At 65.1% G+C, this 25,806-nt stretch carries 28 protein-coding genes; 16 read left to right on the top strand and 12 right to left on the bottom strand.

From position 1 onward, the window contains the following. Positions 1-59 precede the first annotated feature (59 nt). On the top strand, positions 60-908 hold the full coding sequence (locus tag FPZ24_RS01690; RefSeq protein ID WP_146569425.1) for an N-formylglutamate amidohydrolase: 849 nt from the start codon (positions 60-62) through the stop codon (positions 906-908). A 199-nt stretch (positions 909-1,107) separates the two neighbouring features. Here FPZ24_RS01690 and FPZ24_RS01685 read toward each other — a convergent pair whose 3' ends face one another. Both FPZ24_RS01685 and FPZ24_RS01680 read right to left on the bottom strand, forming a co-directional pair. Then, positions 1,108-1,884: a SapC family protein gene (locus tag FPZ24_RS01685; RefSeq protein WP_146569424.1), complete on the bottom strand. Its 777-nt coding sequence runs from the start codon at positions 1,882-1,884 to the stop codon at positions 1,108-1,110. Positions 1,885-1,942: 58 nt separating this feature from the next. After that, entirely contained in the window at positions 1,943-3,388 is a 1,446-nt protein-coding gene (locus FPZ24_RS01680) for an FAD-binding oxidoreductase (protein ID WP_146569423.1), read from the bottom strand. Between the two features lie 77 nt (positions 3,389-3,465). Between FPZ24_RS01680 and FPZ24_RS01675 the strand changes: the two genes are divergently transcribed. The 3 genes from FPZ24_RS01675 (at position 3,466) to FPZ24_RS01665 (ending at position 5,573) form a co-directional block, all read left to right on the top strand. Then, a complete protein-coding gene (locus FPZ24_RS01675; RefSeq protein ID WP_146569422.1) occupies positions 3,466-3,909 on the top strand; it encodes a hypothetical protein in 444 nt (147 codons plus the stop codon). A gap of 77 nt (positions 3,910-3,986) precedes the next feature. Beyond that, the gene (locus FPZ24_RS01670) at positions 3,987-5,375 is read left to right on the top strand and encodes a DEAD/DEAH box helicase (protein ID WP_146569421.1); all 1,389 of its coding nucleotides are present in this window, start codon (positions 3,987-3,989) and stop codon (positions 5,373-5,375) included. A 9-nt stretch (positions 5,376-5,384) separates the two neighbouring features. Next, positions 5,385-5,573: a DUF1289 domain-containing protein gene (locus FPZ24_RS01665; RefSeq protein ID WP_146569420.1), complete on the top strand. Its 189-nt coding sequence runs from the start codon at positions 5,385-5,387 to the stop codon at positions 5,571-5,573. Here FPZ24_RS01665 and FPZ24_RS01660 read toward each other — a convergent pair. The 6 genes from FPZ24_RS01660 to FPZ24_RS01635 all read right to left on the bottom strand — a co-directional run bounded on the left by FPZ24_RS01660 (position 5,570) and on the right by FPZ24_RS01635 (position 11,270). After that, positions 5,570-5,821, bottom strand: coding sequence for a hypothetical protein (locus tag FPZ24_RS01660; RefSeq protein WP_146569419.1), 252 nt, complete (start codon positions 5,819-5,821; stop codon positions 5,570-5,572). The genes FPZ24_RS01665 and FPZ24_RS01660 overlap by 4 nt on opposite strands. Before the next feature lie 80 nt (positions 5,822-5,901). Then, a complete protein-coding gene (locus tag FPZ24_RS01655) occupies positions 5,902-6,648 on the bottom strand; it encodes an N-acetylmuramidase domain-containing protein (RefSeq protein WP_146569418.1) in 747 nt (248 codons plus the stop codon). Between the two features lie 118 nt (positions 6,649-6,766). Continuing rightward, the gene (locus FPZ24_RS01650) at positions 6,767-7,390 is read right to left on the bottom strand and encodes a glutathione S-transferase family protein (RefSeq protein WP_146569417.1); all 624 of its coding nucleotides are present in this window, start codon (positions 7,388-7,390) and stop codon (positions 6,767-6,769) included. A gap of 144 nt (positions 7,391-7,534) precedes the next feature. Further along, positions 7,535-8,407 (bottom strand): dienelactone hydrolase family protein, encoded by an 873-nt coding sequence (locus FPZ24_RS01645; protein WP_146569416.1) that lies wholly within the window; start codon positions 8,405-8,407, stop codon positions 7,535-7,537. A 210-nt stretch (positions 8,408-8,617) separates the two neighbouring features. Further along, positions 8,618-10,936: an ATP-dependent Clp protease ATP-binding subunit ClpA gene (gene clpA / locus FPZ24_RS01640; RefSeq protein WP_146569415.1), complete on the bottom strand. Its 2,319-nt coding sequence runs from the start codon at positions 10,934-10,936 to the stop codon at positions 8,618-8,620. 139 nt (positions 10,937-11,075) lie between these two features. Next, positions 11,076-11,270, bottom strand: a complete 195-nt coding sequence (locus FPZ24_RS01635) for a DUF1192 domain-containing protein (RefSeq protein WP_146569414.1) — start codon at positions 11,268-11,270, stop codon at positions 11,076-11,078. Positions 11,271-11,331: 61 nt separating this feature from the next. On the opposite strand from FPZ24_RS01635, the gene FPZ24_RS01630 reads away from it, so the two are divergent. After that, positions 11,332-12,312 carry an NAD(P)H-quinone oxidoreductase gene (locus tag FPZ24_RS01630; protein ID WP_146574079.1) on the top strand — a complete coding sequence of 327 codons (981 nt, stop codon included), beginning with the start codon at positions 11,332-11,334 and terminating at the stop codon, positions 12,310-12,312. Positions 12,313-12,373: 61 nt separating this feature from the next. Here FPZ24_RS01630 and FPZ24_RS01625 read toward each other — a convergent pair whose 3' ends face one another. Then, a complete protein-coding gene (locus FPZ24_RS01625) occupies positions 12,374-12,613 on the bottom strand; it encodes a hypothetical protein (RefSeq protein ID WP_146569413.1) in 240 nt (79 codons plus the stop codon). A gap of 137 nt (positions 12,614-12,750) precedes the next feature. Continuing rightward, positions 12,751-13,311, bottom strand: coding sequence for a Rid family hydrolase (locus FPZ24_RS01620; RefSeq protein WP_186728973.1), 561 nt, complete (start codon positions 13,309-13,311; stop codon positions 12,751-12,753). 102 nt (positions 13,312-13,413) lie between these two features. Here FPZ24_RS01620 and FPZ24_RS01615 point away from each other — a divergent pair, with 102 nt between their 5' ends. From FPZ24_RS01615 to FPZ24_RS01565, 11 genes are all read left to right on the top strand, one after another. Further along, positions 13,414-14,031, top strand: coding sequence for a glutathione S-transferase family protein (locus FPZ24_RS01615; RefSeq protein ID WP_146569411.1), 618 nt, complete (start codon positions 13,414-13,416; stop codon positions 14,029-14,031). 100 nt (positions 14,032-14,131) lie between these two features. Further along, positions 14,132-14,986 (top strand): UDP-2,3-diacylglucosamine diphosphatase, encoded by an 855-nt coding sequence (locus FPZ24_RS01610; RefSeq protein ID WP_146569410.1) that lies wholly within the window; start codon positions 14,132-14,134, stop codon positions 14,984-14,986. 5 nt (positions 14,987-14,991) lie between these two features. Continuing rightward, a complete protein-coding gene (locus FPZ24_RS01605) occupies positions 14,992-16,014 on the top strand; it encodes a glycosyltransferase family 4 protein (RefSeq protein ID WP_146569409.1) in 1,023 nt (340 codons plus the stop codon). Positions 16,015-16,082: 68 nt separating this feature from the next. Continuing rightward, the gene (locus FPZ24_RS01600) at positions 16,083-16,868 is read left to right on the top strand and encodes a hypothetical protein (protein ID WP_146569408.1); all 786 of its coding nucleotides are present in this window, start codon (positions 16,083-16,085) and stop codon (positions 16,866-16,868) included. Between the two features lie 104 nt (positions 16,869-16,972). Beyond that, positions 16,973-17,653, top strand: coding sequence for a DUF1013 domain-containing protein (locus FPZ24_RS01595; RefSeq protein ID WP_146569407.1), 681 nt, complete (start codon positions 16,973-16,975; stop codon positions 17,651-17,653). Between the two features lie 372 nt (positions 17,654-18,025). Continuing rightward, on the top strand, positions 18,026-18,658 hold the full coding sequence (locus FPZ24_RS16995; protein WP_205012854.1) for a DVUA0089 family protein: 633 nt from the start codon (positions 18,026-18,028) through the stop codon (positions 18,656-18,658). A gap of 113 nt (positions 18,659-18,771) precedes the next feature. Next, the gene (locus FPZ24_RS01585; protein ID WP_146569406.1) at positions 18,772-19,866 is read left to right on the top strand and encodes an MBL fold metallo-hydrolase; all 1,095 of its coding nucleotides are present in this window, start codon (positions 18,772-18,774) and stop codon (positions 19,864-19,866) included. 83 nt (positions 19,867-19,949) lie between these two features. Continuing rightward, positions 19,950-21,632, top strand: coding sequence for a GGDEF domain-containing protein (locus tag FPZ24_RS01580; RefSeq protein ID WP_146569405.1), 1,683 nt, complete (start codon positions 19,950-19,952; stop codon positions 21,630-21,632). A gap of 52 nt (positions 21,633-21,684) precedes the next feature. After that, positions 21,685-21,885 carry a hypothetical protein gene (locus tag FPZ24_RS01575; RefSeq protein WP_146569404.1) on the top strand — a complete coding sequence of 67 codons (201 nt, stop codon included), beginning with the start codon at positions 21,685-21,687 and terminating at the stop codon, positions 21,883-21,885. 24 nt (positions 21,886-21,909) lie between these two features. Then, positions 21,910-23,592 (top strand): long-chain-fatty-acid--CoA ligase, encoded by a 1,683-nt coding sequence (locus tag FPZ24_RS01570; RefSeq protein WP_146569403.1) that lies wholly within the window; start codon positions 21,910-21,912, stop codon positions 23,590-23,592. 116 nt (positions 23,593-23,708) lie between these two features. Continuing rightward, the gene (locus FPZ24_RS01565; RefSeq protein ID WP_146569402.1) at positions 23,709-23,951 is read left to right on the top strand and encodes a hypothetical protein; all 243 of its coding nucleotides are present in this window, start codon (positions 23,709-23,711) and stop codon (positions 23,949-23,951) included. 57 nt (positions 23,952-24,008) lie between these two features. Here the strand turns inward: FPZ24_RS01565 and FPZ24_RS01560 are convergent, their stop codons facing one another. Both FPZ24_RS01560 and FPZ24_RS01555 read right to left on the bottom strand, forming a co-directional pair. Then, a complete protein-coding gene (locus tag FPZ24_RS01560; protein WP_240047568.1) occupies positions 24,009-24,974 on the bottom strand; it encodes a C13 family peptidase in 966 nt (321 codons plus the stop codon). A 153-nt stretch (positions 24,975-25,127) separates the two neighbouring features. Continuing rightward, complete coding sequence (locus tag FPZ24_RS01555) at positions 25,128-25,802, bottom strand: DUF6946 family protein (RefSeq protein WP_146569400.1); 675 nt, start codon at positions 25,800-25,802, stop codon at positions 25,128-25,130. Between the last annotated feature and the right edge of the window lie 4 nt (positions 25,803-25,806).

The raw sequence follows: 25,806 nt of genomic DNA, 5'->3' as shown, positions 1-25,806 counted from the left end.
AGATTTTCCAGCTTTTACCCCCGATTGCCGCGTCCCGTTGCGGCGCATAAGATACACGTATGACCGCAACCTCGTTCGATCGTATCGGGCCGATCCCGCCGGACAGTCCGGTGGTGGTGTCGGTGCCGCATGCGGGGCGCGATTATCCGCTGCAGCTGCGCGCGGCGGCCGCGGTGCCGGTCGCGTCGATGCTCGCGCTGGAGGATCGCCATGCCGATACGCTGGCGCGGGCCGCGCGGGGTGACGAGACTCTGTTCGTCCAGCGCCGCGCGCGCGCCTGGATCGACCTCAACCGCGCCGAGGACGAGCGCGATCCGCTGATCGACGACGGCGCGCGGCCGATCCCGGCGGGCGTGGCGGCGACCAAGTTGCGGAGTGGGCTCGGCCTGATTCCGCGCCGCGCCGCGCCGGGGGTGACGTTATGGCGCCGTCGCCTGGCCGACGAGGAGGTGTGCCAGCGCATCGCCGACGATCACCGGCCGTATCACGCCGCGCTCAACACGGCGCTGGCGGCGGCGCGCGACCGGTTCGGAATCGCGCTGCTGATCGATCTGCACTCGATGCCGCCGCTGCCCGGCCCGCGCCCCGCGCGGATCGTACTGGGCGACCGGTTCGGGCGGAGCGCCGGCGCGCGGCTGGTCCATCGGATCGAGAGCGAAGCAATCAAAGCTGGCGCGATGGTCGCGCTCAACACGCCCTATCCCGGCGGACATATCCTGGGCCGCCACGGCAATCCCACCGATGGCATCCACGCGATCCAGGTCGAAGTCGACCGCCGGCTCTATCTCGATGCGGGGCTCAACGCGCCCGGCAAGGGGCTGGCCGCGACCGCCGCGTTGCTGCGCCGGATGATCGACGCGGCGACCGACGAGTTGCTGTGCGGCGAATACGCCCAGGCGGCCGAATAACGCCCGATAAAAAACCGCCCCGGGCAGATGCCCGAGGCGGCCAAGGTTCAGGGAGGAGGCGCATCCGAAGATGCGCCACACGGCCCCGCGAAAGGGGGGAACACGACGCCGTGCAGTATCTAAACTAGGGAGGCGGGCATTTGGTTTCAAGGGGCCACGCGCCGCTTTGACGCGTCGCCCCCGAAACGGCGCAAAACCCTTAGGCGGTCGGCTGCAATTGCGGCGCCGGCATCAGGCCGAGCTGCATCTGGCGCGTGAAAATCTCCCGCATCACCGACAACGAGAACAGATGGGCGTAGATCAACGGCAGCAGCCCCGACTGGACGATCTTGCGCAGCTGGTCGCCGCGCAGTGCCGTCAGCTTTTCTTCGCTGATCATCTTGAAACCCGAATAGATGAAGGGCTTGTCGACGCCTTCCGGCTGGATCGACACTTCGCCGTCCATCAGCAGGTCGAGTTCCTTGATCTCGTTCATGAACGCACCGGTACGCGCGCCGGCTTCCTCGAACTGTTGGCTGAAATCGAGGATGTTCTGGACCAGCGGCGTCGCCTCGCCATTCTCGAACAGCGGATCGCCTTCCTCGAAATCGCCGATCGTCGGCGAGGTCGGGTCGAAGCATAAGGTCAGTTCTTCGGCGTCCGGGGTTAGCCGGGCGAGCAGATACGGATAGCGGCGGATATAGGCCGGGACGTAGGTGTAGGGATCGCGCAGCTGGCCCTTCTCGTCGATGAAGACGTTGACGCCTTCGTTCAGCCCCATCAGCGCGAGCGGCACCGAATCGTCGCCCTGCGAGAAGATGATCGGCATCTGGCGCTGGACCAGCGGGAATTCGTCGACCGTGACGGGAATCGCGTGCTGATTTACCAGGAAGTCGGCGCCTTCGGTCAGGCGGACCTTGAACTTGGCATGCGCCTCGCTCGAAAGCGGCTCGAGCGTATTGTAGAACAGGGGAAGCGATTGCGGCGCGCTGGCCATTACCTTGACTCCATCGAAGATCATGAGCGCGGCGGGACGCCGCTAATCGGGGAGCGCCTTATGGTGTGGGAGGCGACGGCGCAAGTGTGACGAGCTTGCCGGGGTTCATCAGCTCGTGCGGATCGAACGCACGCTTGATCGCGCGGAGCGCCGCCATGCGGGCGGGCGGCGACAGGCGTTCGAGCTCGGCCAGCTTCATCTGGCCGATGCCGTGCTCCGCGGAAATCGACCCGCCCGCCGCGACGACGAGATCGTAGACCATGTGGCTCGCCGCCTCGCCGACCCCGGCGCGCCAGCGATCGCCGTCGGCTCCGGCGGGCGCGTTGACGTGGAAATGGACGTTGCCGTCGCCGAGGTGTCCGAACGCGCTGCAATGGACGCCGGGAAAGGCGGCTTCGACGCGGGCGGACGCGCTTTCCATGAAATCGGGCATCGCATCGACCGGCACCGATATGTCGTGCGCCATCGTTGGTCCCTCGGCGCGTTCGGCCTCGGAGATCGAGTCCCGCAGACGCCAGAATGCCCCGGCTTGCGCCTCGTTCGCCGCGACGACAGCATCCTGGGCGAGGCCGGCGGCGAGCGCGTCCTGCATTAGTGCTTCGAGCGCGGGCTTGGCAGTATCGGGCGAGGCCGCGACGTAATCGACCAACACCAGCCATGGGTGTGAGCTATCGAGCGGCGGGCGCGTCCCGGGGATGTGCTTGAGCACAAGATCGAGCGCGAGCTTGGGGACGAGTTCGAAGCTCTCGATCGCGGTGCCCGATCCGCGTTCCATCGCGCGGAGCAGCGTCAGCGCCACGGCCGGCGACTCGACGCCGAGCCATCCCGTCGCACGGTCGACCACCGCTGGAACGAGCCGCAGCGTCGCCGCGGTGACGATGCCCAGCGTCCCCTCAGCCCCGACCAGCAGATGATCCAAATCGTAGCCGCGATTGTCCTTCTTGAGCGCCGCCAGTCCGTCATGGCGCGACCCGTCGGGCAGGACCGCCTCGACCCCCGCAACCAGCGACCGCATCGTCCCGAACCGCAGCACTTGCGTGCCGCCCGCATTGGTCGAGACCAGCCCGCCGATCGTCGCGCTGCCTCGGGCGCCGAGCGTCAGCGGGAAGCGCATACCCTGCGCTTCTGCCGCTTCGTGCAGGTTCGCCAGGATCACGCCGGCCTCGACCACCGCCAGTCCCGCGGCGGGGTCGATCGAACGAATCCGGTTCATCCGCCGCAGCGACAGGATCAACGCCGATCCGTCCGCGGGAGGGGTCGCGCCGCCGACCATCGACGTATTGCCACCCTGCGGCACCAGCGCCACGCCGAGTTCATGCGCACGCGCCACGGCGAACTGCATGTCCTCGACGTTAGCAGGTGCCAGGATCGCCGGCGCGGCACCATGAAACCGCCCGCGCCAATCGGTCAGCCAGGGCGCGATGTCGTCGGGGTCGGTGACGACCGCCTTGTCGCCACTGTGCGCGCGGACGGCATCGATCAACGCGGATTGAGCAGGCGTCATGCCGCGCCGCTAGCACGGTCGCGTTGCCCGGCCAATTCATTGACCGTTCAACCTTTGGGCTTACCAAGGCGCCGTTCATGCACCCGTCCGCTCCCCTTCTGATGTTGCTCGCGACCGCGGCCAGCGCGCCCCTAGCCCCGGCGTTCGGCGAGCCTGGGCAGACGTCGCTGACGGGACGAATCGTCGTACGGGTCGAAACGACGATGCGCGCCGTTCCGGTCGCGGTGCGTTGGGTCGAAAAGAGCGGCCCCAAATGCGTACCCATCGGCCAGCTGGCCGGGGCGATCGTCAACGGCACCGACAGCGTCGATCTGGTGCTGAAGGGCGGAGCGCGGTTCAGGGCCCAGTTCGACGACGATTGCGCGGCCCTGGGCTATTATGGCGGCTTCTATCTGAAGAGCGCGTCCGACGGCCAAGTCTGTGCCGGCCGCGACACGATCCGCACCCGTTCGGGCGATTCGTGTTCGATCGGCAAGTTTAAGCGGCTGATCCCCAAGGTCGAAAAGCCTCGCAAACCTTGACTTTTCCGGGCTGATCGGCAAGCGCGCCAAGTGCCTGCGCGGTGCTTCGTCGCGCTTTACTTTCCGGAAACTCCTGAATGCCCTTTGCCGACCTCGGCCTATCGGATGAATTGCTCCGCGCCGTCGGCGAATCGGGCTACACCGAACCGACCCCGATCCAGGCGGCGACCGTGCCCAGCGTGCTGATGATGCGCGACATCATCGGCATCGCGCAGACCGGCACCGGCAAGACCGCCGCGTTCGTGCTGCCGATGATCGACATTCTCGGCCACGGCCGCAGCCGCGCCCGCATGCCGCGCTCGCTCATCCTCGAGCCGACCCGCGAACTCGCGGCGCAGGTCGCGGAGAATTTCGAGAAATACGGCAAGTATCACAAGCTATCGATGGCGCTGCTGATCGGCGGCGTGCAGATGGGCGACCAGGTCAAGGCGCTGGAAAAGGGCGTCGACGTTCTGATCGCGACGCCGGGCCGGCTGATGGACCTGTTCGAACGCGGCAAGATCCTGCTGACACAATGCAACCTGCTCGTGATCGACGAAGCCGATCGCATGCTCGACATGGGGTTCATCCCCGATATCGAGACGATCTGCACCAAGCTGCCGACCAATCGCCAGACCTTGCTGTTCTCGGCCACCATGCCGCCGCCGATCAAGAAGCTGGCCGACAAATTCCTGTCGAACCCGAAGACGATCGAAGTCGCGCGACCGGCCAGCACCAATATCAACATCACGCAATGGCTGGTGCCGGTGAAGGGCCAGGCGTTCGAGAAGCGCAAGGTGCTACGCGGCCTGTTGAAGCAGGACGACGTCACGACCGCGATCATCTTCTGCAACCGCAAGACCGCGGTGCGCGAACTCAACAAGAGTCTGAAGAGCCACGGCTTCCGATCGGGCGAAATCCATGGCGACATGGATCAGTCGGCGCGTATCGCCGAGCTCGACCGCTTCAAGTCGGGCGACATCAACATCCTGGTGGCGTCCGACGTCGCGGCGCGCGGGCTGGACATCAAGGGCGTCTCGACGGTCTTCAACTTCGATGCGCCGTGGCACCCGGACGATTACGTCCACCGCATCGGCCGCACCGGCCGCGCGGGTGCGACGGGGACGGCCTATACTTTGGTCGCCAAGGAAGACGCCGAGAATATCGACAATATCGAGAAGTTGACGGGACAGAAGATCCCGCGGCTGGAGAGCGTGCCGGCCGTCGAGGAAGAGGATGCCGCTCCTCGCGGCCGCCGCACCCGCGAGACCAAGCCCGAACCGCGTCGCGCCGCCAAGCGCGATGAAGCGCCGCGTGAGCAGCCTGCTCGCCCGCGCAACGACGCGCCGCGCGCCGAGCGCCCCGCCCGCGATGCCCGCCCCCCGCGCCGCGAACCTGCCCGGCGCGAGGAAGCCGATGACGGCCCCGATGAGGGCTGGAACGGCCCAATGCCCGACTTCCTCAGCGCGAAGCTCACCACCGACTGAACTGCTGGCATGTCGCTGCCCGATTTCATCAGCATCGTGCCGGTGCAGACAATCGAGAGCCCGTGCGTCAATATCTGCACGATCGGCGAGGATCGGCTGTGCGAAGGGTGCCGCCGCTCGATCAACGAGATCGCGCAATGGTCGCGGATGACGCCGGCGGAACGCCGCGCGGTGATGGCCGAACTGCCGACGCGTTAGCGGCGGGTCGGCATGCCGCGGTCGGCGCACGCGCGGCGTTCGCGCTTGTTCTGGCGGCGATCGTTGAGGCAGTGACGCAGCGCGCGGTCCCATTCGTCTTGCGCCCGCATATCCCCGCCGCCGCGCCCATACGCGGTCGTAGGCGGAGCGACTGGCGGCGGCAGCGGTGAAGGCTGACGGCGAAGTTGCGCAGAGCCCGCGCCGGGCAGCAGCAGCGCGGCAATGGTGCAGATCACGGCTGATTTCATCGCAATTCTCCTTGCGCGCCACCAATACCTGCCCGGCTGAATAGCGGCTGAAGGCGGCCCAAGTTGACACCAGGGTGACACTAGCGCGGCAGGGCATCGAACTGCTTTTTCAGGTCGTAGATCGCCTTGAGCTTCGGGCCATACACCGCGCCGCCGCCCGCGCCGTTATAGCCGTCGCCGAACTTCACCCAATCGTGCGCCTTGATCTCGTCGACCAGCCCGGCCGAGCGGCAGAAGTCGAAGAACCCCAGCACTTGCCAGCGCAAATCGCGGGCGAAGGCGTTGACCATGTCGAACGCCGAGGCGTAGCCAATCAGGCCGCAGTTGAACCCCATCACCTGCGTCCCGCCCCAGCTCGCGCTTTGCGCCGCTAGCTCGACGCCCGACAACGTACGCGCGAAATGATAGGCGTCATATTCCTTCGTCTGGTCGCCGTGGAAACCGGCCCACGCGCCGCCCGCCTTCTCGCGCCACTTGTGCCCTTCCCAGCGCTTGCCCTCCGCGCCATGCCCGCCGAACACGAAATGCGCGTCGAACGCCTTGGGGTCTTCGACGCCCCAGCGATCCCAGAACACATGGTTCTCGAACCGCATCACCGGCTTGCCCTGCGTAAAGGGCCGCCCGCCGCTTTCCACCATCCATACCGCCAGCGCCGCCAGCGTCTCGATCCCGGTCACCGCGCTTAGCCGATCGACCAGCCCGCCGATCGCGTTGTACGTGCGCGCCACATTGCCCAGCGTGGAGCCCGAAGGAGGCAGGGCCTTGATCGGTTTCTTCGGCGCCAGGGCCGCGGCCTTCAGCGTTGCATCGTCCTTGTAGAATGCCATCGAGAATCCCCCCTCAAACTATATCCCGGGCTCCTGCGAAAGCAGGAGCCCAGGGTTGCAGGCGTCATCGCTCGTGGCTCTAGGCTCCTGCTTACGCAGGAGCACGATGACGGGACGATCACGCCAGCTGGTTCGTCTCCATCAGCGCATCGTCGAGTTCGCCGGCGCGCTTATACGCATCGCGCGACGTCAGCCGGTCGGCATACGCCTTGAAGGCATCGCGCTGCGGGATCGTCCCGAACTGCGTTCCCCAGATAACCTGGCTGCCGACATAGACGTCGGCCATCGTGAAGGCGTCGCCCGCGATGTAATCGTGCTTGGCGACCGCCGCTTCAAGCACGTCGATCGCCTGATCGTAGCTGCCGTATCCGAACATCCGACCCTGTTCGTCCGAGGGGATGAACCCGGCATTCTTGTTGGTCACCGCCGCCTCGACCGGCCCCGCGGCGAAGAACAGCCAACGATAATAATCGGCGCGATCGGCGGCCGCGGGCGCCAAGCCCGCATCGGGAAACGCATCGCCCAGATAGGCGCAGATCGCCGCGCATTCGGTGATGACGCTGCCGTTGTGCTGCAGCGCCGGCACCTTCCCCATCGGGTTGATACTTAGATAGTCGTCGCCCTTCATCGAATCGGCATAGTTCATCACGCGCACTTCGTAGCGCGCGCCGACTTCCTCCAGCGCCCAGCGCGCGATCCGCCCGCGCGACATCGGATTGGTGTAGAGAATCAGGTCGCTCATCTTTCTTCTCCGTCAGAACAAATAGGGAACAGATTTAATCCAACAATGCAAGCGGCGTCAATCCGTCGCCCCGGCGGAGGCCGGGGCCGCTAGCGAGGGCGCAACAAGACAGCGGCCCCGGCCTCCGCCGGGGCGACGGCAAATCTACAGCGCCTTCTGGAACAGCGCCAACATCCGCGCCCACGCCTTTTCCGCCATCGCTGCATTGTAGACGCGGCTGTCGGGCGGGCACCAACCGTGCATCGTGCCCTCGTAGACCTCGATCTCGGCGGGGAGTTTGGCGGCAGCGAAATCGGCCTTCAGCACGTCCTTGTCGCCCGGCGCCTTCGCGTCGTCATTGGCGGCAATCGCGATCAGGTAGCTCGCCTTCATTTGCGGAATCAAATTGTTGGGACTGTCGGGCTTGTCGCCGACCAGGCCGCCACCGTGGAAGGTCGCACCGGCCTTGACCCGGATCGGGTTCGAGGCGGCGGTGCGGAACACCATCGGACCGCCCATGCAATAGCCGGTGGTTGCGAGGCCGCGCTTGGTGTCGACCTCCTTCTGTGCATCCAGCCACGCGGTGAACGCTGTCGCGTCGCGCACCGTGCCGTCGGGGCTGAGCGCTTGCGTATAGGGCATGATCCGGGCGCGGACCTCGGGCTGATCGAATGACTCGCCGGGCTTGATGAACGGCGTCGCGGTCGAGCGATAAAACTGGTTTACGACCAGCACGGCATAGCCCGACTGCGCGAGCCGGTCGGCCATCTGGCGGAAGGCGGGGCGCAGCCCCATGATGTCCGGCCACACCAGCACGCCCGGCGCCTTGCCGCTCGCGGGCGCGACGAAATAGGCGTCGCAATTGCCGTCGGGCGTCTTGATCGACACGTCGCGGCCCTTGATCGTCGCGGCGTTGGCGGGGGTCGGGAGGATCGCCATCAGCCCGGCGACGCCGGCCAACGTCCCGAATTGCCGGCGAGAGGGATGGACGCTGGACAGGAAGCGATCGTTATCGGCCGCGGTATGCTCGTCGCACATCATGTCTCTCCCGAGTCGTGGTTTGGCCCGATAATAGGCTCGTCCAGCTAAAGCGCTATCGTGCTCCGGCGAAGGCCGGAGCGATGGAGATCGAAGACCAGAACTGCCAACGCTCCGGCCTTCGCCGGAGCACGGTGAAAATCCGGCGCTAAAACGAAAACGGGCCGGAAATCGCTCCCCGGCCCGTATCGTTAGACACTGGCGCCGACGTTACTTCGCTTCGGCCTTGACCGTCTTGCCGCCCTTCTTGCCCGGCTTCTTGGGCGCGGCGGGTTCGATCGCGAAGGTCAGCGCGCCGTCCTTCATCTTTACCGTCACCTCGCCGCCATGGACCAGCTTGCCGAACAGCAATTCTTCGGCGAGCGGCTGCTTGATCTTCTCCTGGATCAGGCGGCCCATCGGGCGGGCGCCGTAGAGCTTGTCATAGCCCTTCGACGTCAGCCACGCCTTCGATTCGTCGTCGAGTTGGATATGGACATTGCGGTCCGCCAGCTGAAGTTCGAGCTGGAGGATGAACTTGTCCACCACCCGCGCGACGACTTCCGGCGGCAGGTAGCCGAACGGCACGATCGCATCGAGCCGATTGCGGAATTCCGGCGTGAACATCTTCTGCACCGCCTGCTCGTCCTCGCCCTCGCGCGACAGATTGCCGAAGCCGAGCGTTTCCCGCGCCATGTCGGACGCGCCGGCATTGGTCGTCATGATCAGGATGACGTTGCGGAAATCGACCGACTTGCCGTGCTGGTCGGTCAGACGGCCATTATCCATCACCTGAAGCAGGATGTTGAACAGGTCGGGATGCGCCTTCTCGATCTCGTCGAGCAGCAGGACGCAATGCGGCTGCTGGTCCACGGCGTCGGTCAGGAGCCCGCCCTGGTCGAACCCGACATAGCCCGGGGGCGCACCGATCAGCCGGCTGACCGAATGGCGCTCCATATATTCGGACATGTCGAAGCGTTGCAGCGGGATGCCCATGATCGACGCCAGCTGACGCGCGACCTCGGTCTTGCCGACGCCGGTCGGGCCGGTGAACAGATAGTTGCCGATCGGCTTGTCCGGATCGCGCAGACCGGCACGGCTCAGCTTGATCGCCGAGCTGAGCTTCTCGATCGCGTCGTTCTGGCCGAACACCACGCGCTTCAGGTCGGTGTCGAGCGTCGACAGCGCGAGCGTGTCGTCCTTCGACACCGATTTCGGGGGGATGCGCGCCATCGTCGCGATCACCGCCTCGATCTCCTTGGTGGTGATCGTCTTCTTGCGCTTCGACGGCGCCACCAGCATCTGCATCGCGCCGACTTCGTCGATCACGTCGATCGCCTTGTCGGGCAATTTCCGGTCGTTGATGTAGCGCGACGACAGCTCCACCGCGGCCTTGATGGCGTCGGGCGTGTACTTGACCTTGTGATGGTCTTCGAACGCCGTGCGCAGCCCGGCGAGGATCTTGATCGTATCCTCGATCGTCGGTTCGTTGACGTCGATCTTCTGGAACCGGCGGAGCAATGCGCGGTCCTTTTCGAAGTGGTTGCGGAATTCCTTGTAGGTGGTCGAGCCGATGCAACGGATGGTGCCGCCAGACAGCGCAGGCTTGAGCAGGTTCGACGCATCCATCGCCCCGCCGCTCGTCGCGCCCGCGCCGATCACGGTGTGGATCTCGTCGATGAACAGGATCGCGTCGGGCAGCTTTTCGAGCTCGTTGACGACCGCTTTCAGCCTTTCCTCGAAATCGCCGCGATAGCGCGTGCCGGCGAGCAAGGCGCCCATGTCGAGCGAATAGATGATCGCGGGCTTGAGCACGTCGGGCACGTCGCCCTCGACGATCTTGCGCGCGAGGCCTTCGGCGATCGCGGTCTTCCCGACGCCGGGATCGCCGACATAGAGCGGGTTGTTCTTCGAGCGGCGGCACAGGATCTGGATCGTGCGGTCGACCTCCGGCATGCGGCCGATCAGCGGATCGACCTTGCCGTTCTTGGCCTTTTCGTTGAGGTCGACGGTGAATTGCTTCAGCGCGGACTCCGACTTGCCCTTTTCGGACTTGCTCGGCTTCTCATCGTCGCTCGCGCCCTTGGGGGTCGAGCTTTCGGTCGGCGAGCCGCCCTTGCCGACGCCGTGCGAGATGTAGCTGACCGCATCGAGACGGCTCATGTCCTGCTGCTGCAGGAAATAGACCGCATAGCTCTCGCGCTCGCTGAACAAGGCGACCAGCACGTTGGCGCCGGTCACTTCGTCGCGGCCCGAGCTCTGCACGTGGAGGATCGCGCGCTGAACGACGCGCTGGAAGCCGCTGGTCGGCGACGGATCGGTCGCCTTGTCGACCTTGAGCGCATCGAGCTCGGTGTCGAGATAGTGCGCGACGGTGGTGCGCAGATCGTCGAGCTCGACGCCGCACGCCGACATGACCTTCGACGCATGCTCGTCGTCGATCAGCGCGAGCAGCAGGTGTTCGAGCGTCGCATATTCGTGACGGCGCGACGATGCGGCTTCGAGCGCCTTGTGGAGGGTGGTTTCGAGCGCGGAGGCGAAACTCGGCATTAGACAATTACTCCTGACGGGCCGCATGGACGCGCGGCCCTTTCCCAATATGTCGGGATGGTCGGGCCTCGCATCAAGCGCTGGCCAAAATCCGCATCGTCCTGTCGGCAAGAAGCCGGCGCGAAGATGCGGTTCGCGCTCATCGCTTGAATAACTCGTCGGCTATTGCGCGATGGTTAACGGCGCGTTGTTTATGTTGGTTAACGCGGGCGATCTCACCCTCCAGCGCAGCGATGCGCGCATCGAGCTCGGCGACCGACAACGGATCGAGGTCCTGTTTGACCAGGAGCGCGAGCGGTTCGCCGGGCCGCGGCAGATTCTCGTCGGAATCCATGGGTGGAGTCGTTGACCGTGGCGGACGCGAAGTCAATAACGATGCGATGATTCCAGCAACGATGCGGGCGATCGACCCCGAGACGCCCGGCGGTCCCGAGGTTTTGCAGGTCGTCGAGCGCCCGGTGCCGACGCCCGGCGAGGGCGAGGTACTGATCAAGGTCGCCGCCGCCGGGATCAACCGCCCCGAACTGCTGCAACGCGCGGGCATGTATCCGCCCCCGCCGGGCGCACCGTCGATCCTGGGGCTGGAAGTCGCCGGCACGATCGTCGCCTGCGGGCCCGGCGTCGAACCCGAGATGGTCGGCCAGCCAGTCTGCGCATTGATCGCGGGCGGTGGTTACGCCGATTATGCCGTGGCGCCGTACGGCCAATGCCTGCCCGTCCCGCACGCACTCAGCATGGCCGAAGCGGCGGCGATGCCAGAAACGCTGTTCACCGTGTGGACCAACCTGTTCGAGCGCGGTTACGCAGCGGAGGGCGATACAGTGCTCGTCCACGGCGGCACCAGCGGGATCGGCACGATGGCGATTGCGCTGTGCAACCTGTTCGGCGTGACGGTGATCGTCACCGCCGGGTCGGACGAGAAATGCACAGCGGCCACGGAGATCGGCGCGGACCACGCGATCAACTACAAGACACAAGATTTCGTCGCCGAGGTGAAAGCGATCACCGGCGGCAAGGGCGTCCAGGTCGTCCTCGATATGGTCGGCGGCGATTATGTCGCGCGTAACATGCAGTGCCTCGCCGATGACGGCCGCCACGTCTCGATCGCGGTGCAGGGCGGGCCTATGGCGACGATTCCGGTGTTCGAGGTGATGCGCCGCCGCCTGACGCTGACCGGATCGACGCTCCGCCCGCGCTCGGTCGCCTTCAAGACCGCGGTCGCCGACGAGATCGCGCAGACCGTCTGGCCGCTGGTCGAACAGGGCAAGCTCAAGCCTGTGATCGACCGCACCTACGCGCTAGCCGATGCGCCCGACGCACACCGCCGGATGGAAGCGGGCGACCATGTCGGCAAGATCGTGCTGACGCTGGAATAGCGAAGGGCGCCGGTACCCATCGGTACCGACGCCCTTCGAAAACTCGTCGAGTCTAAAGCGCTTAGTTGCTCTTCGACTTGTCCTTACCCGTGGTCAGGATCAGCAGACCGCCACCGACGATCACGGCGAAGATCGCCAGGTTGATCACCGTGCTGCCCAGCTTGTTCGCGTTCTTCGCCGGCGCGCCGGCACGAACGTTGCCGGCGACCGACAGCTTCGCGGCGGGGTTGCTCGGCGACGCCATCGCCACGCTCGGCATCGCAAGAGCGGCGATCGCGGCCATACCGGCGAGTCGTTTCATCACAATCTTCATGTTCTTTCCCTGGTTCGCCGCAGCCATGCCCGGCTTCGTTTTTCCCTAAGCCGTCAGATGTGACAAGCTGATGACGGTTCGCAAGGTCAAAGTGCGATGCGCGGGCATTTTATGGCGCCACTGTTTTACTTGGGACACGCTTGTGCCCGCCCCGCGCCGCGGCGGCGTGGCGCGTAGGCAGTCAATTCGATCTCGACGAGGCCCGGCGACGCATAGAGCTGATCGACTCCGATCGCGGTCCATGTCGGGTATGGCGCAAGGAAATAGCGTTTGCGTACCTTATCGAACACGGCATTGTGTTCGTCCTTGGTGCCGGTGAACGCCGGATTCCGCCAGGCATGATAACTGCGCATCGCGACGACGTCCGCGAACGACGCGCCGGCGGCGCACAATTTGTCGCCGATCAAACGGAACACGCGATCGAGCCGCTGTTCGAAGTCGTCGGGGCCGATCGGCTTCGACGCACCGACCACCGAACCCGAGAAATACAGCCAGTCACCGGCCCGTCGCACGGCGGACAATTGATCCTCGTCGTAAATCTGTTTGTCGAACACCGTCGTCAGGACGACTTCCCCGCCGGGCGCCGGAACGTGGATCGGCGCCGGCAGCGCCTGACCGAATGCGACCCCTGCCCATCCGGCCAGAACGATTGCCACGGTCCCGGCGCGCGCCACGAGTTGAAACATCGTCGTCGTCCTCCCCATGATAAGCGACGCTGATCGATCGCCGCTCTAATTTTGCTGGACACGATCGGCCGCCGCCGCATGACGGAACCAGGAGGCGCCGCGATGTCCAACCTGATTCTGCACGAATATGCCCAGTCGGGAAATTGCTACAAGATCCGCCTGACGGCGGCGCATCTGGGCATCCCGATCGAGCGGCGCGAATACGACATCATGGCGGGCGAAACCCGGTCGCCGGCGTTCCTGTCCGGGGTCAACGCCAACGGGCGCATCCCCGTGCTGCAGGTCGGCGACGACTATCTGCCCGAAAGCAGTGCGGCGTGTTTCTACCTCGCCGACGGTTCCGCGCTGATCCCGGCGGATCGGTTCGATCGCGCCGACATGCTGCGCTGGATGTTCTGGGAACAGTATAATCATGAACCCAACGTCGCGACCCTGCGCTTCTGGTATGGCTGGGTCGGCGAGGAGAATCTGACCGAGGCGCAGCGGCTGCTCCTCCCGGTCAAGCGCGAGGCCGGGGAAGCGGCGCTGACGTTGATGGACGAGCATCTGGCGCGGACGCCGTTCTTCGCCGGGGGTCGCTTCAGCCTCGCCGACATCGCGCTCTATGCCTATACGCATGTCGCCGACGGCGGCGGGTTCGACCTGCATCATTATCCGGCGGTGCAAGCCTGGCTCGACCGCGTCGCCACGTTGCCCGGACACATCGCGATCACCGACTGATCGCCGCCCGGATTGTTGCAAACCTGTGAAATCGCAACGATTCGGAATGTAACAATTCACCGCCATAGCCCCCGAGCGTCAGCAACACGGGGCTAGGCGTATGAACGATCTCAGCAATCTGGCGCGCGACTTCGCAACGTCGCAGCCGGCGATTCCCGAACGCGTGATCTGCCGCCGCCGGCAATATCGGACGATCTGGATCAGCGACGTCCACCTCGGCACGCGCGGCTGCAATGCGGAGATGCTGATCGACTTCCTCGACCATGTCGATAGCGAGAAGATGTACCTGGTCGGCGACATCATCGACGGCTGGCGGCTGAAGAAGAAACTGCACTGGCCGGCGGCGCATAACGACGTGGTGTGGCGCCTGCTCAAACGCGCCAAGCGCGGCGCCGAGGTGATCTACATCCCCGGCAATCACGACGAACTCGTCCGCCAGTTCTGCGGGCTCGATTTCGGCGGCATTGCGATCCGCCGCGACGCTATGCACGAGACCGCCGACGGGCGGAAGCTGCTCGTCCTGCACGGCGACGAGTTCGACGCGATCATGCTCTCGCATCGCTGGCTCGCCTATCTGGGCGACGCGGCGTACGAGGCGATCATGGGCCTCAACCGGCTGGTCAATGCATGGCGCCGGCTGTTCCGCATGCCCTATTGGTCGCTGTCGAAGCACGCCAAGGCCAAGGTCAAGAACGCGGTCGAATTCATCTCCAAATACGAAGAAGTGGTCGCGCAAGCCGCGGCGCATCGCGGAGCCGACGGGGTCGTATGCGGACACATCCACACCGCGGAATTTCGCGATATCGGCGGCATCGCTTATTACAACGATGGCGACTGGGTCGAAGGCTGTACCGCGTTGGTCGAGCATTTCGACGGCCGCATGGAGATTTTGCACTGGGCCGACGAAATCCAAGAACGACAAGCGCCCGCCCCCTCACTGATGCTGGCGGCCTAGACCACGTGCGCATCGCGATCGTCACCGACGCCTGGAGCCCGCAGGTCAACGGTGTCGTCCGCACGCTCCAGTCGGTCCGGGCCGAACTGGAGAAGATGGGACACGAAGTGCTGGTGATCTCGCCGGACCTATTCCATTCGATGCCCTGCCCGACTTATCCCGAGATCCGGCTCGCCTTCGCATCGACCAATGCGGTGGGCGCGATGCTGGAGGAGTTCAGTCCGCAGGCGGTGCATCTGGCGACCGAAGGACCCGTGTGCATCGCCGCGCGGCGCTGGTGCCTGCAGCGTGATTTTCCCTTCACCACCGCCTATCACACCCAATTCCCCGATTACGTTTCCGCGCGGACCGGCGTGAATCCGGAATGGGTGTGGCGCTACATCAAGTGGTTTCATGGGCCCGCCCAGGCGATCCTGGCGGCGACGCCGTCGATCGCCGCGACGCTGCGCGCGCATGGCTTGACCCGGCTGCGCGATTGGGGCCGCGGGGTCGATCTCGCGACCTTCGCCGACGCCCGACCCGATGCGGCGATCCGCGCGCTGCCCGGCCCGGTGATGCTCTATGTCGGTCGCGTCGCGGTCGAGAAGAATATCGAGGCGTTCCTGACCGTCGCGCACCCCGGCAGCAACGTCGTGGTCGGCGACGGTCCCGCGCTCGCCAGCCTGAAAGCGAAATTCCCCGACGTCCACTTCCTCGGGCCCAAATTCGGCGCCGACCTCGCCGCCGCTTATGCCGCCGCCGACGTCTTCGTCTTCCCCAGCAAGACCGATACGTTCGGATTAGTCATGATCGAGGCGCTGGCCGCCGGCACCCCTATTGCCGCTTTTCCAGTGACCGGCCCGATCGACGTGTTGACGCCACAGGTCGGCGCGATGGCCGACGACCTCGATATTGCAATCGCCAACGCGCTGACCCGCGACCGCGCTGCCTGCGCCGCTTACGGCCAGACCTTCACCTGGACTGCGAGCGCGCGCCAGTTCCTCCAGGCACTCGTCCCCATCGTCGACGACGAAGCGGTCGCGGCGTAATACTTGCCTCGCTTGTTGGCCTAGTAACGTTGGCGTAACTATGGTACGATACGACTGAGGAGCGGGTCATGAAAACTTTGCTGCAAGCCGTTGGTGCACTCTTTCTCTTACTGGCTCCCGTGGCGCGGGCGCAGACGTCGGCGCCCACTGCCCCACCTAATGTCATCGAACTCACGTACATCGAGTCGGACGATGCCGGCGCTCAAGTGCGGTTCGCCACGGCGCTACGTGCCCAAGCTTCCGATGATCCCAGCCAGCGCTGGATCGCTGGACGGTTTATGACCGGTGCGTCGCGGCAATTGGCCATTGTCAGTCTGCATTCGAACTATGCGCATTTGCTTGGCTGGGAGACCATGCTCGGCAAAATCAGTCGCGGTGTGCCGGGCGTGAAGGTGCGGAACTCGGTGCTGTCGTTCAACCCGCGCGTTTCCTACAATCCAGGTCGTACCTCTTGGGGCAAGGCACGCAGTTTCGGGTTCAGCTTCATGTATCTTCGACGCGGCGCGACGGATAATTTCGTCCGCGAACAGACGCTGGCGGCGGACCTGCTTCGCAATGCCAAAGTCGTCGACGAGGAATTCATCGGTTATGGCGTGATGTTCGGCGACAACGTGCCTGCCTATCTGTTCCTGACGCCGATGGCCGGCCTGGGCGATTTGGATATCGATCTGTCGCATGTTCACAATACGCTATTTACCGAAGAACAAGATCGCAATCGTGGCAACGTCTTGCGAGAATCGGTCGTTTCGGGGACCAACAACCTGTTCATCGTCGCACCGGAATTCAGCAATGTGACCGACGCGATGCGGAGCGAAGACCCTGCATTCTGGGCGCGCACGTCGCCGACTCCTTGATGGCGCGCGCGGAACTTGCCCTGAGGGCGCATCCGCATTAAGTCCCGTCCACGACACGGCCGCTCCGAAAGGGGCGGCCCTATTTATTTCCGACGGAGAATATCGTGGCCCAGCCGCTCATGCCGCACGCGACCGCTTCCTGGCTGGTCGACAATACCTCGCTCTCGTTCGACCAGATCGCCGAGTTCTGTGGCCTGCATATCCTGGAGGTCAATGCGATCGCCGACGATACCGCGGCGACCAAGCTGACCGGCCGCGATCCGGTCCGCGCGCACGAACTGACCCAGGAAGAGATCGACAAGGGTCAGGCCGATCCGAACTATGTGCTCCAGATGCTCAAAGGTCCGGAGCAGGTCCGCCGCACCAAGGGCCCGCGCTACACGCCGGTGTCGAAGCGCCAGGACAAGCCGGACGGCATCGCCTGGATCATCCGCAACCATCCGGAAATCACCGACGGCGCGATCTCGACCCTGATCGGCACGACGCGCACGACGATCGCCGCGATCCGCGACCGCACGCACTGGAACATCGCCAACATCACGCCGAAGGACCCGGTGACTCTGGGCCTGACGACGCAGCGCGAGCTCGACGCGGCCGTGGCGAAGGCGGCGAAGGCCGCAGGCCTCGAAGCGCCGGTCGATACGCGACTGGAAGGCGACCGCGAGGCGCTGATCGCCGAACTGCGCGGCCAGCGCGAGCAGGCGGCGCGCGACGCCGAAGCGGCTGCGGCGGGCGAGGATGCCGCGCCGGTCGAACACACCGCGGAAACGCTGTTCAAGAGCTGAGGGACGGCCCGATCACGGCGTTGCCCTGGGCTGCGGCGAACCGCGCCGACCCCAGGGTCGCGCAACTTACCGTATATCAAATGCGCAACTGCGCGATCCGCGATACGTAAAGTATTGTAAAATCGCGAAGGTTGATCGGCTGCGTGAAGCACGCTGGCGAATTCGCTTAACGCAAGTCAAGCGGCCTGTCATTTACTAAAGAAATCAAAGCATTGCTTAATGACGTGTCCCGAACCGGCACAATGCTCCCTTTAGCCGCGATAAGTGCTGGTTAATTTTCCGTTCAGCATCTTGGCGAGTTTGTTAATGCCGAGTAAAGAAATCAAAAGGTCGCGATTCGGATTTAACCTTCTCGTGCATTGGGGACTTAAGATGAAAAAAATGAAGATGCTGATGGCTGCCGCGGCGACCGCGACGGCGCTGATGGCCACGTCGGCGCAGGCGACCGACTTCTCGTTCGCGGGCACCCTGCCGAACGCGAACGCCGTTCTGTTCTTCGACTTCACGGTCGGAGCTTCTTCGACGGTCACGTTGAAGACTCTGTCCTACGCTGGCGGCACCAATGCGGCCGGCACGGTGATCGCGCGCGGCGGGTTCGATCCGATCCTGTCGCTCTACAATGTCAGCACGGGCCTGCGGATCGGCCAGAACGACGATGGCAGCTGCTCGCAGGTGGCCAAGGATACGGTGACGGGCGCGTGCTACGACACCTACCTGCAGCAGGTTCTCGCGGCGGGTACCTATCGTGTCGCGGTGACGGCTTATTCAAACTTCGCTCCGGACACGCTGGGCGGCAACTTCGGCGGCGGCGGGTCGTTCACCGATTTCACCGGCAACTTGCGCGATGCGCACTTCGCGTTCGATGTGCTGAACGTTGCGCAGGCGACCGGCCCCGGCGGCGGCGCCGTGCCTGAGCCGGCCACCTGGGCAATGATGCTCATGGGCTTCGGCGCGATCGGTGGCGCTCTGCGTCGTCGTCCGGCGGTCCGCGTTCGCTACGCCTGATAACAGCATCTAAAAGTATTGGGGCGTCGATCACACGATCGGCGCCCCTTTCTTTTGACAAGCGTAATCATCCCCCACTTTTCGCCTGCGGGATCCGTTGCTAGTCGCAACTCATGACCGCCCGCACAGATGCCGCGTTCGTCGCGGATGAAAGCTTCGTCCCGACCAGCCACAAGGGCCTGACCTATCCGTTCGGCGGGGCCGAGCCGGGCGACGGCGAGGTGATGGCGGTCGCGCCGGGCGTGCGCTGGGTACGGCTCAAGGTTCCCGGGCCGCTCAAGCATGTGAATTGCTGGCTGCTCGACGACGACGAGGGCGGCGCGGCGCTGGTCGACGCGGGCATGAACCGGCCCGAAACGCGCGACGCGTGGAAGGCGGTGTTCAAGGGGCCGATGGCGGGCATTCGCGTCACCCGGATGATCGGCACGCATTTCCACCCCGACCATATCGGGCTCGCCGGCTGGATGTGCGACCATCACGCCGCACCGCTGTGGATGACCCGTGGGGAGTGGCTGACCGCGCAGATGCTGGTCGCCGACGCGCGGCCCGAGACGCCGAAGGAAGTCAGCGACTATCGCCACGCCGCCGGCTGGACCAACGAGCAGATCGAGATTGCCGCCAGGCACGGCTGGGCCAATTTCGGGCGGATCGTGCGGCCGATGCCGATGTCGTACCGCCGGATGATCGACGGCGAGACGATCCGGATCGGGGCGCGCGACTGGCGCGTGATCGTCGGATCGGGACACAGCCCGGAACATGCCTGCCTGCTCGACGAGGCGGCGGGGGTGTTCATCGCCGGCGACCAGGTATTGCCGCGGATCAGCCCCAACGTGTCGGTCGGGATCACCGAACCGCAAGCCGACCCGCTGGGCGAATGGTTCGCCTCCATCGCCAAATTGAAGCGCGAAGTGCCGGCCGACGTGCTCGCGCTGCCCGGCCATGGCGATCCGTTCACCGGGCTGCACCCGCGGCTCGACGCGATGGACCGCGAGCATCGCGAACGGCTCGACGAGTTGGAAGCGTTCCTGGCGCAGGAGCCGCGCCGCGCGACCGATTGCTTCGGCCGCCTGTTCCGCCGCGCGATCGGACAGGAGATGCTCGGCATGGCGACCGGCGAAGCGATGGCACACCTTCGGCGGCTCGAGGTCGAAGGGCGCGCGGTGCGCGAGACCGGCGACGATGGCGTCTGGCGGTGGTGCGCAGCCTGAAAATTCGGACGGTCCGCGCGGCGTCGAACATGACAAGCGCGTGATTTACCAATAATTTGCCCCTGGCCTCTAGGCCGTCGGTCATGCGGCGCACTGGCCCCCTGTTCCTGTTTCTCGTGATGCTCGCGGCGTTGATGACGACGCTCACCGCATCCCCGGCACAAGCGCAGAGCGCGGTGACCGGCGTGCCGCTCTCGGTCTGCGTCGCACGCGTCTCGGCCGGCGATACGGCGGCCGCGATGCTGGCGTCGCCCGGCCGATTCGACTGCACGACGCCGCAGACCAGTTTCCACAACGGCGATTATTGGGTGCTGTCGCAACCGCTCGGCACGATCGCCGATGCCGGCGACCGCGAGCGCGTGCGGATCGCCAGCCTGTGGCAGGATCGCGTGACGCTCTACGCGCTCTATCCCGACGGCAAGGTCCGGGGTTGGGCGTATGACGGGGCAGGGATCAGTCGCCACCTTCAGCTCGGCGCGATGATCCAGTGGCGCCTCGATCCGAAGTTGGGAGCGCCAGTTCGCTTTCTGTGGCGAGTCGACGGCAGCGCTAACCTGCGCGGCATTCTCGTCGCTCCAAGGCTAGCGACGGCGCGAGAGGCGGCGCGCGCCAATATCGTCATGGCGGCGATGTATTCCGGCTTTATGGGGCTGTGCTTCGCGCTGTTGATCTACAATCTGGCGATGTGGGGGGCCCTCCGCCATCGGTTCCAGCTCGCTTATTGCGCAATGGTGCTGTCGCTCGGGCTCTATGCCTTCACTTCGTCGGGCGGGCTGGCCTGGGCCAATCCGGCGATGCTCAACAACGACCGGCTACGATTCAACTACATCTTCCTGGCGACGGGGGCGGCGACCGCGCTGATGTTCGCGCGCGCGTTCTTTCCGCCCTCCGTCACGTCTGGCTGGGTGTCGCGCGCCGCAAACTGGCTGACCGCGCTTGCCCTGACCGCAATGGTCGCGTTCGCCCTGCTGGCGCCGTGGCAGATCGGGTTGCTCGACGCTTTCTACTCCATCAGTTTCGCGGTGCTGATCGTCGCGATCGTCCCGATCATCCTGCGCGCCCGCACCGAGCGTAGCCCGCATCTCTGGCTGTTCGCCGTGGCCTGGGCGGCGCCGATCGTGTTCGCGGCCCTGCGTTTACTCGCCAACCTTGCCGTGGTGCGGTGGAGCTTCTGGCTCGACAATTCGACCATCCTGTCGATGGCGTTCGAGGCGATCGTCTCGACCCTCGCCATCGCGTACCGCATCCGTTTACTGAGCAACGAGCGCGACGAGGCGATCGAGCGCGAGATCATCGCCGCGCGACTTGCCGACACCGATCCGCTGACCGGCTTGCTCAACCGCCGCGCCTTCCTGCGCCAGGCGATCGGGCGCGAGGGCGAGCAAGTGCTGATCCTCACCGATCTCGATCATTTCAAGCACGTCAACGAAACGCTCGGCCACGACGGCGGCGACGAAGTGCTGCGGCTGTTCGCGCGCGTGCTGCGGCTTGCCGCGCCCGGCGCGCTGATCACGCGGATGGGGGGCGAGGAATTCGCGATCCTGTCGCCGGCCGATCGCGCCATCGCGCCCGAGGCGGTGCTCGAACGCCTGCGCGCCGCCCGGATGCCGTTCGACATCCACGTCACCACCAGCATCGGCGCCTGCACCGGCCCACTGGCGAGCGAAGCCGACTGGAAGGCGATGTACCGCCGCGCCGACCGTGCGTTGTTCGACGCCAAGCAAGCCGGCCGCGACCGCGCGCGCATCGCGCCGCTGGCCGCGTAAAGAACCGCACAAATCCCTTTGTCGTTACGCAGACGTCGTTTATGGTAAACGCATGCGGCGTCGGCGTACCCTCCTGATTGCAGCGGCCGTGCTGGCCATCGCCGCGGCGGCGCGCCACCCGACGGCGGACATCGAAATCCTGACGCACGAAGCGCGCGACCCCGCGCCGCACCGGATGCAGGCAGCGGTGGATCTGGGCATCGTCGCGGTCAAATTCCTGGTGACGTGGAGCACCAGCCGGGTGGTTTCGTAACTTCTGCCGACTACATCGGTGTCAATGACTGACCCGGAGAGCATCTGGCGCAGCGACGCCTATCGTCATCCGACGCCGTGGGCGACCGAGTTCCCGCCGCTCACGCTGACCGCGATGTTCGAGCGATCTGCCGCGCACCACGCCGCCAAGCCGCTGATCGATTTCCTGGGCCGTCATTATTCCTACGCCGAGACGCTGGACGGCGCGAACCGCGTGGCGGCTGGCCTTGCCAAGCTCGGCTACGGCCCCGGCGATCGTATCGGCCTGTTCCTGCCCAACGTGCCGCACTACCTCGCGGCCTATTTCGGCATCCTCAAGCTCGGCGCGACGGTCGTCAATTTCTCGCCGCTCTACACGGTCGACGAACTGGCGCATCAAGCCGAGGATTCGGGTACGCGCGCGCTGTTCACGCTGTCGGCATCGGCGCTGTTGCCGACGGCGTTGGAGGTACTCGACAAGTCGAGCATCACGCGGCTGATCGTCGGATCGGTGGCGGGCGCGCTGCCCGGGACCAAATCGCTTTTCTACCGGCTGTTCCGCGGCAAGGAAGTGACCAAGCGTCCCGACGACCCGCGCATCATGGCGTTCTCCAAATTGATCGCGAACGACGGCACCGGCGACCATCCCGCGATCGACCCCGAAACCCACGTCGCGGTGATCCAATATACCGGCGGCACCACCGGCACGCCCAAGGGCGCGATGCTCACGCATCAGAACCTGTCCGCCAATGCGCGGCAGGTCGAGGGGATGGACCCCGACCCCCATGGCGAGGATCGCATCATCGGCGTGCTGCCGCTGTTCCACGTCTTCGCCAATACCTGCGTGATGAACCGCACGGTCGCGAAGGGCGGAACGATCGTGATGCTGCCGCGGTTCGACGGCGGCCAGGTGCTCGCCGCGATCGAGCGGACCAAGGCGACCGCGCTGCCCGGGGTGCCGACCATGTATCAGGCGCTACTCGACCATCCCAAGCTGAAGACGACCGACCTCTCGAGCCTCAGATATTGCATCTCCGGCGGTGCGCCGTTGCCCGCGGAGGTGAAGGCGAAGTTCGAGAATGCGACAGGCGCGCGCGTGATCGAGGGGTACGGCCTGTCGGAAAGCTCGGGGGTCGTATCGTGCAATCCCTATGCGAGCATGGGCAAGGTCGGCACGATCGGCCAGCCGATCCCGGCGACCCAGGTGCGCCTAGTCGACAAGGAAGACCCGACCCGGCCCCCGCCCGATGGCGAGCCCGGCGAGATCGTGGTGCGCGGACCCCAGATCATGAAGGGCTATTGGAACCGTCCCGACGCCGATGCCGACGTGTTCGTGGACGGCTGGCTGCGCACCGGCGATGTCGGCCAGATCGACGCGGACGGTTTCATCCGTGTGGTCGATCGGCTGAAGGACATGATCGCGGTGTCGGGGTTCAAGGTCTTCCCAAGCCAGATCGAGGCGGTGCTGTACAAGAACCCGGCGGTGAAGGAGGCGCTGGTGATCGGCGTTCCCGACACCTATCGCGGCGAGCAGCCCCGCGCGTACGTCACGCTGACCGACGGTGCGACCGAGACGCCCGATACGCTCAAGACCTGGCTGAACGCGCAACTCGGCCATCATGAGCGCGTCGATCAGGTCGTGGTCCGCTTGGCCCTCCCCAAGACGCTGGTCGGCAAGCTGAGTCGCAAGGATTTGGTCGAAGAAGTACGATCTGAATCAAGCGGCTAAACCGATCAGGTCATCTGATCGCAACAAAATACCCTGATGACGCGTTTCGGACCAAACGGCAGTTGCGCGCCGTTTAGGTCAGTGCCAATAACCTGTTGCAACCAAGGGAGACTATGATGAGGTTTGCGAAGTATTTGGGGGCGATCGCAGCCCTGTCGATGGCCACGGCACCTGCGCTGGCCGCTCCTGCCAATCCTGCGGCGAGCCTGTCGGTCGCCAAGTCGGTCCGCGCGTCGAGCCCGACCGCGAACGCCAACCAGCTTCACGGCGCCGGCGTGTTTCTCGCCGCGGCTGCGGTGGTCGGCATCATCGTCGCCGTCGTGCTGATCGCCGACGACAACAAGTCGAAGAGCAAGTAAGCTCGACGCAATCGAATACGGAAAAGGGGGCTTCGGCCTCCTTTTTTGTGTGCGCTTCTACTGTTCGAAGATCGAGATTGCCGGGCGCCCGACCATTGGCGTCGCGGTTTTGGGCATCCGCGCTTCGAGCGGGGTCAGCCAGGTCGATACCTTGCTGCCGATCGAGACTTGCGGTTGCGACGGAAGCAAGTCGCTCTTCATCCCTTCCCATTTGGCGATCAGTGCCTGCGCATTGGCACCCGCCGTCGCGAGCGGCACCGGCTGGCGCAGCGCGTTGTTGATCATCGCATCGCCATAGAAGGTCCAATCGCGGTCCGACTGACAGCCGAACGACGTCCGATCGGCGGACGCCGCGGTGAACAGCGCGGTCGTGTCGCTCGCCAGCGTCGGCACGAAGATGCCGGAGAAACAGGCCGACAGGATCAGCAGCCGGTTCTTGATCCCCAGTTCGTCGAACATCCGCGCCATCCGCGCCGGCGGGATGATCCCGAACCCGTCATCGGCGTCGTGATAGGCCAGACCCACCTTGGCGCCATGCCCGGCGGTATAGAGGACGAGGACGTCCTGCTTCTTGTCCATCAATTCGGCGACACGCGCGAGCGCGACGGCCAGGTTGTGCGGGCTGCCGTTGGGCAGTGCGGACGGTCCGTCGCCGTTCGTACCCGCGAGCACGATCGTATGCCCCACCGCATTGTAGCGGCGGCTCAGCACCTTGCCCGCCTCGCGCGCCTCGCGCCCGAAGATCGGGTCGCTGTCGAGCCCGACGACGACGACATAGGCATCGACCATGCCGGGCTTCTGCGGGGTGAGCGCGGCGAGCGCCTTGTCGAGTTTGCGCTGTTCGTCGAGCAGCCATTTGGGCGAGCGGTCGCGCTCGAGCTCCGGGCCGAGGTCGATCGATGCCTGCGCCTCGGTCTCGTTGCTGCCGGACACGAGCCCGGGCCAGCCGCCGACATGTTCGGGCGCCTTGTAGGAGGTCGCCGACTGTCCGGTCGCCGATGCGGTGACCGCCAGGGACGCCACCAGCAAGCTCGCCGTCCGTGCTACCTTGCCCGCCCACCGCATATCGTTCGCCCCTGCTCGGATTCGATGGAACGACCTTCGCGCGCGACGGGGCGGTGTCAAGCGGAGACGTGCAAGCCAAAGCTACATCGGCGGCGCATCGTGCCGAGCCGGCTAACCGGGCTCCGTCACCCAGCCGGTTCTCAGCGCCACGTCATCGATCATGATTACCGTACTGAATTCGCCATCGCGCAAGTCGGGAAGGCCAATCGCCGCGAAAAAGGCCCGAAAATCGTCGAGGCCGATCCGCGCAGAGCTCCAACTTTGAACGATCATGGCCGCTTGGCGTACCCGGTATCGCTTGGCTTCGATGATCGCCGACGCCGTTCGGTGAAAGAGCTGGTAACGCAGGTGGCCGACGGCCTGCGGATCGAGCCCGAAAAGCGCGCACAGCTTTTGCAGTCGCGCCTCCTTTCCTGCGGAGGAACCGGATCGCCATTCATCGACGGTCTTGTCGAAGCCCTCGTCGACCTTGGCCTCTACGGCCAGGACGCCAAGCCGGTCCACGATCCCGACTATCGCGAGAAGATCGCTTTGCGAATGGGATGGACGTCCATCCGACAAATCGGTGCACCGCTCGACAAAGGCATCGACCAGATCGGCGCCGCGCCATTCGGGTGCCTGATCGAGCATCAGCTTGACGCTTTGCGGAATGGCGTTTGCCGACCACCATTGATCGATCAAGCTTTTCGCCGACCGACCTTCCTTCCAGTGATGCGGCGCACCGAGGTGCGGGATGGCATCCTCGGGCGTCAGCAACGGGGCATGAATTCGCCGGATGATCGCCACGTCA

It is taken from the genome of Sphingomonas panacisoli, assembly GCF_007859635.1.
Taxonomy (GTDB): domain Bacteria; phylum Pseudomonadota; class Alphaproteobacteria; order Sphingomonadales; family Sphingomonadaceae; genus Sphingomonas; species Sphingomonas panacisoli.
The sequence above is the reverse complement of the archived record's forward strand: the minus strand, read 5'-3'. Positions and strand labels throughout refer to the sequence as shown.

Bases quoted from the DNA above. Each gene is read 5' to 3' on its own strand.
- FPZ24_RS01630 (WP_146574079.1), top strand. From the start codon at position 11,332: ATGCGGGCGATCGACCCCGAGACGCCCGGCGGTCCCGAGGTTTTGCAG.
- FPZ24_RS01575 (WP_146569404.1), top strand. From the start codon at position 21,685: ATGCGGCGTCGGCGTACCCTCCTGATTGCAGCGGCCGTGCTGGCCATC.
- FPZ24_RS01635 (WP_146569414.1), bottom strand. From the start codon at position 11,270: ATGGATTCCGACGAGAATCTGCCGCGGCCCGGCGAACCGCTCGCGCTC.
- FPZ24_RS01570 (WP_146569403.1), top strand. From the start codon at position 21,910: ATGACTGACCCGGAGAGCATCTGGCGCAGCGACGCCTATCGTCATCCG.
- FPZ24_RS01585 (WP_146569406.1), top strand. From the start codon at position 18,772: ATGACCGCCCGCACAGATGCCGCGTTCGTCGCGGATGAAAGCTTCGTC.
- FPZ24_RS01685 (WP_146569424.1), bottom strand. From the start codon at position 1,884: ATGGCCAGCGCGCCGCAATCGCTTCCCCTGTTCTACAATACGCTCGAG.
- FPZ24_RS01675 (WP_146569422.1), top strand. From the start codon at position 3,466: ATGCACCCGTCCGCTCCCCTTCTGATGTTGCTCGCGACCGCGGCCAGC.
- FPZ24_RS01565 (WP_146569402.1), top strand. From the start codon at position 23,709: ATGAGGTTTGCGAAGTATTTGGGGGCGATCGCAGCCCTGTCGATGGCC.
- FPZ24_RS01580 (WP_146569405.1), top strand. From the start codon at position 19,950: ATGCGGCGCACTGGCCCCCTGTTCCTGTTTCTCGTGATGCTCGCGGCG.
- FPZ24_RS01610 (WP_146569410.1), top strand. From the start codon at position 14,132: ATGAACGATCTCAGCAATCTGGCGCGCGACTTCGCAACGTCGCAGCCG.
- FPZ24_RS01680 (WP_146569423.1), bottom strand. From the start codon at position 3,388: ATGACGCCTGCTCAATCCGCGTTGATCGATGCCGTCCGCGCGCACAGT.
- FPZ24_RS01615 (WP_146569411.1), top strand. From the start codon at position 13,414: ATGTCCAACCTGATTCTGCACGAATATGCCCAGTCGGGAAATTGCTAC.
- FPZ24_RS01650 (WP_146569417.1), bottom strand. From the start codon at position 7,390: ATGAGCGACCTGATTCTCTACACCAATCCGATGTCGCGCGGGCGGATC.
- FPZ24_RS01645 (WP_146569416.1), bottom strand. From the start codon at position 8,407: ATGTGCGACGAGCATACCGCGGCCGATAACGATCGCTTCCTGTCCAGC.
- clpA (WP_146569415.1), bottom strand. From the start codon at position 10,936: ATGCCGAGTTTCGCCTCCGCGCTCGAAACCACCCTCCACAAGGCGCTC.
- FPZ24_RS01690 (WP_146569425.1), top strand. From the start codon at position 60: ATGACCGCAACCTCGTTCGATCGTATCGGGCCGATCCCGCCGGACAGT.
- FPZ24_RS01600 (WP_146569408.1), top strand. From the start codon at position 16,083: ATGAAAACTTTGCTGCAAGCCGTTGGTGCACTCTTTCTCTTACTGGCT.
- FPZ24_RS01620 (WP_186728973.1), bottom strand. From the start codon at position 13,311: ATGTTTCAACTCGTGGCGCGCGCCGGGACCGTGGCAATCGTTCTGGCC.
- FPZ24_RS01670 (WP_146569421.1), top strand. From the start codon at position 3,987: ATGCCCTTTGCCGACCTCGGCCTATCGGATGAATTGCTCCGCGCCGTC.
- FPZ24_RS01665 (WP_146569420.1), top strand. From the start codon at position 5,385: ATGTCGCTGCCCGATTTCATCAGCATCGTGCCGGTGCAGACAATCGAG.
- FPZ24_RS01660 (WP_146569419.1), bottom strand. From the start codon at position 5,821: ATGAAATCAGCCGTGATCTGCACCATTGCCGCGCTGCTGCTGCCCGGC.
- FPZ24_RS01655 (WP_146569418.1), bottom strand. From the start codon at position 6,648: ATGGCATTCTACAAGGACGATGCAACGCTGAAGGCCGCGGCCCTGGCG.
- FPZ24_RS16995 (WP_205012854.1), top strand. From the start codon at position 18,026: ATGAAAAAAATGAAGATGCTGATGGCTGCCGCGGCGACCGCGACGGCG.
- FPZ24_RS01625 (WP_146569413.1), bottom strand. From the start codon at position 12,613: ATGAAACGACTCGCCGGTATGGCCGCGATCGCCGCTCTTGCGATGCCG.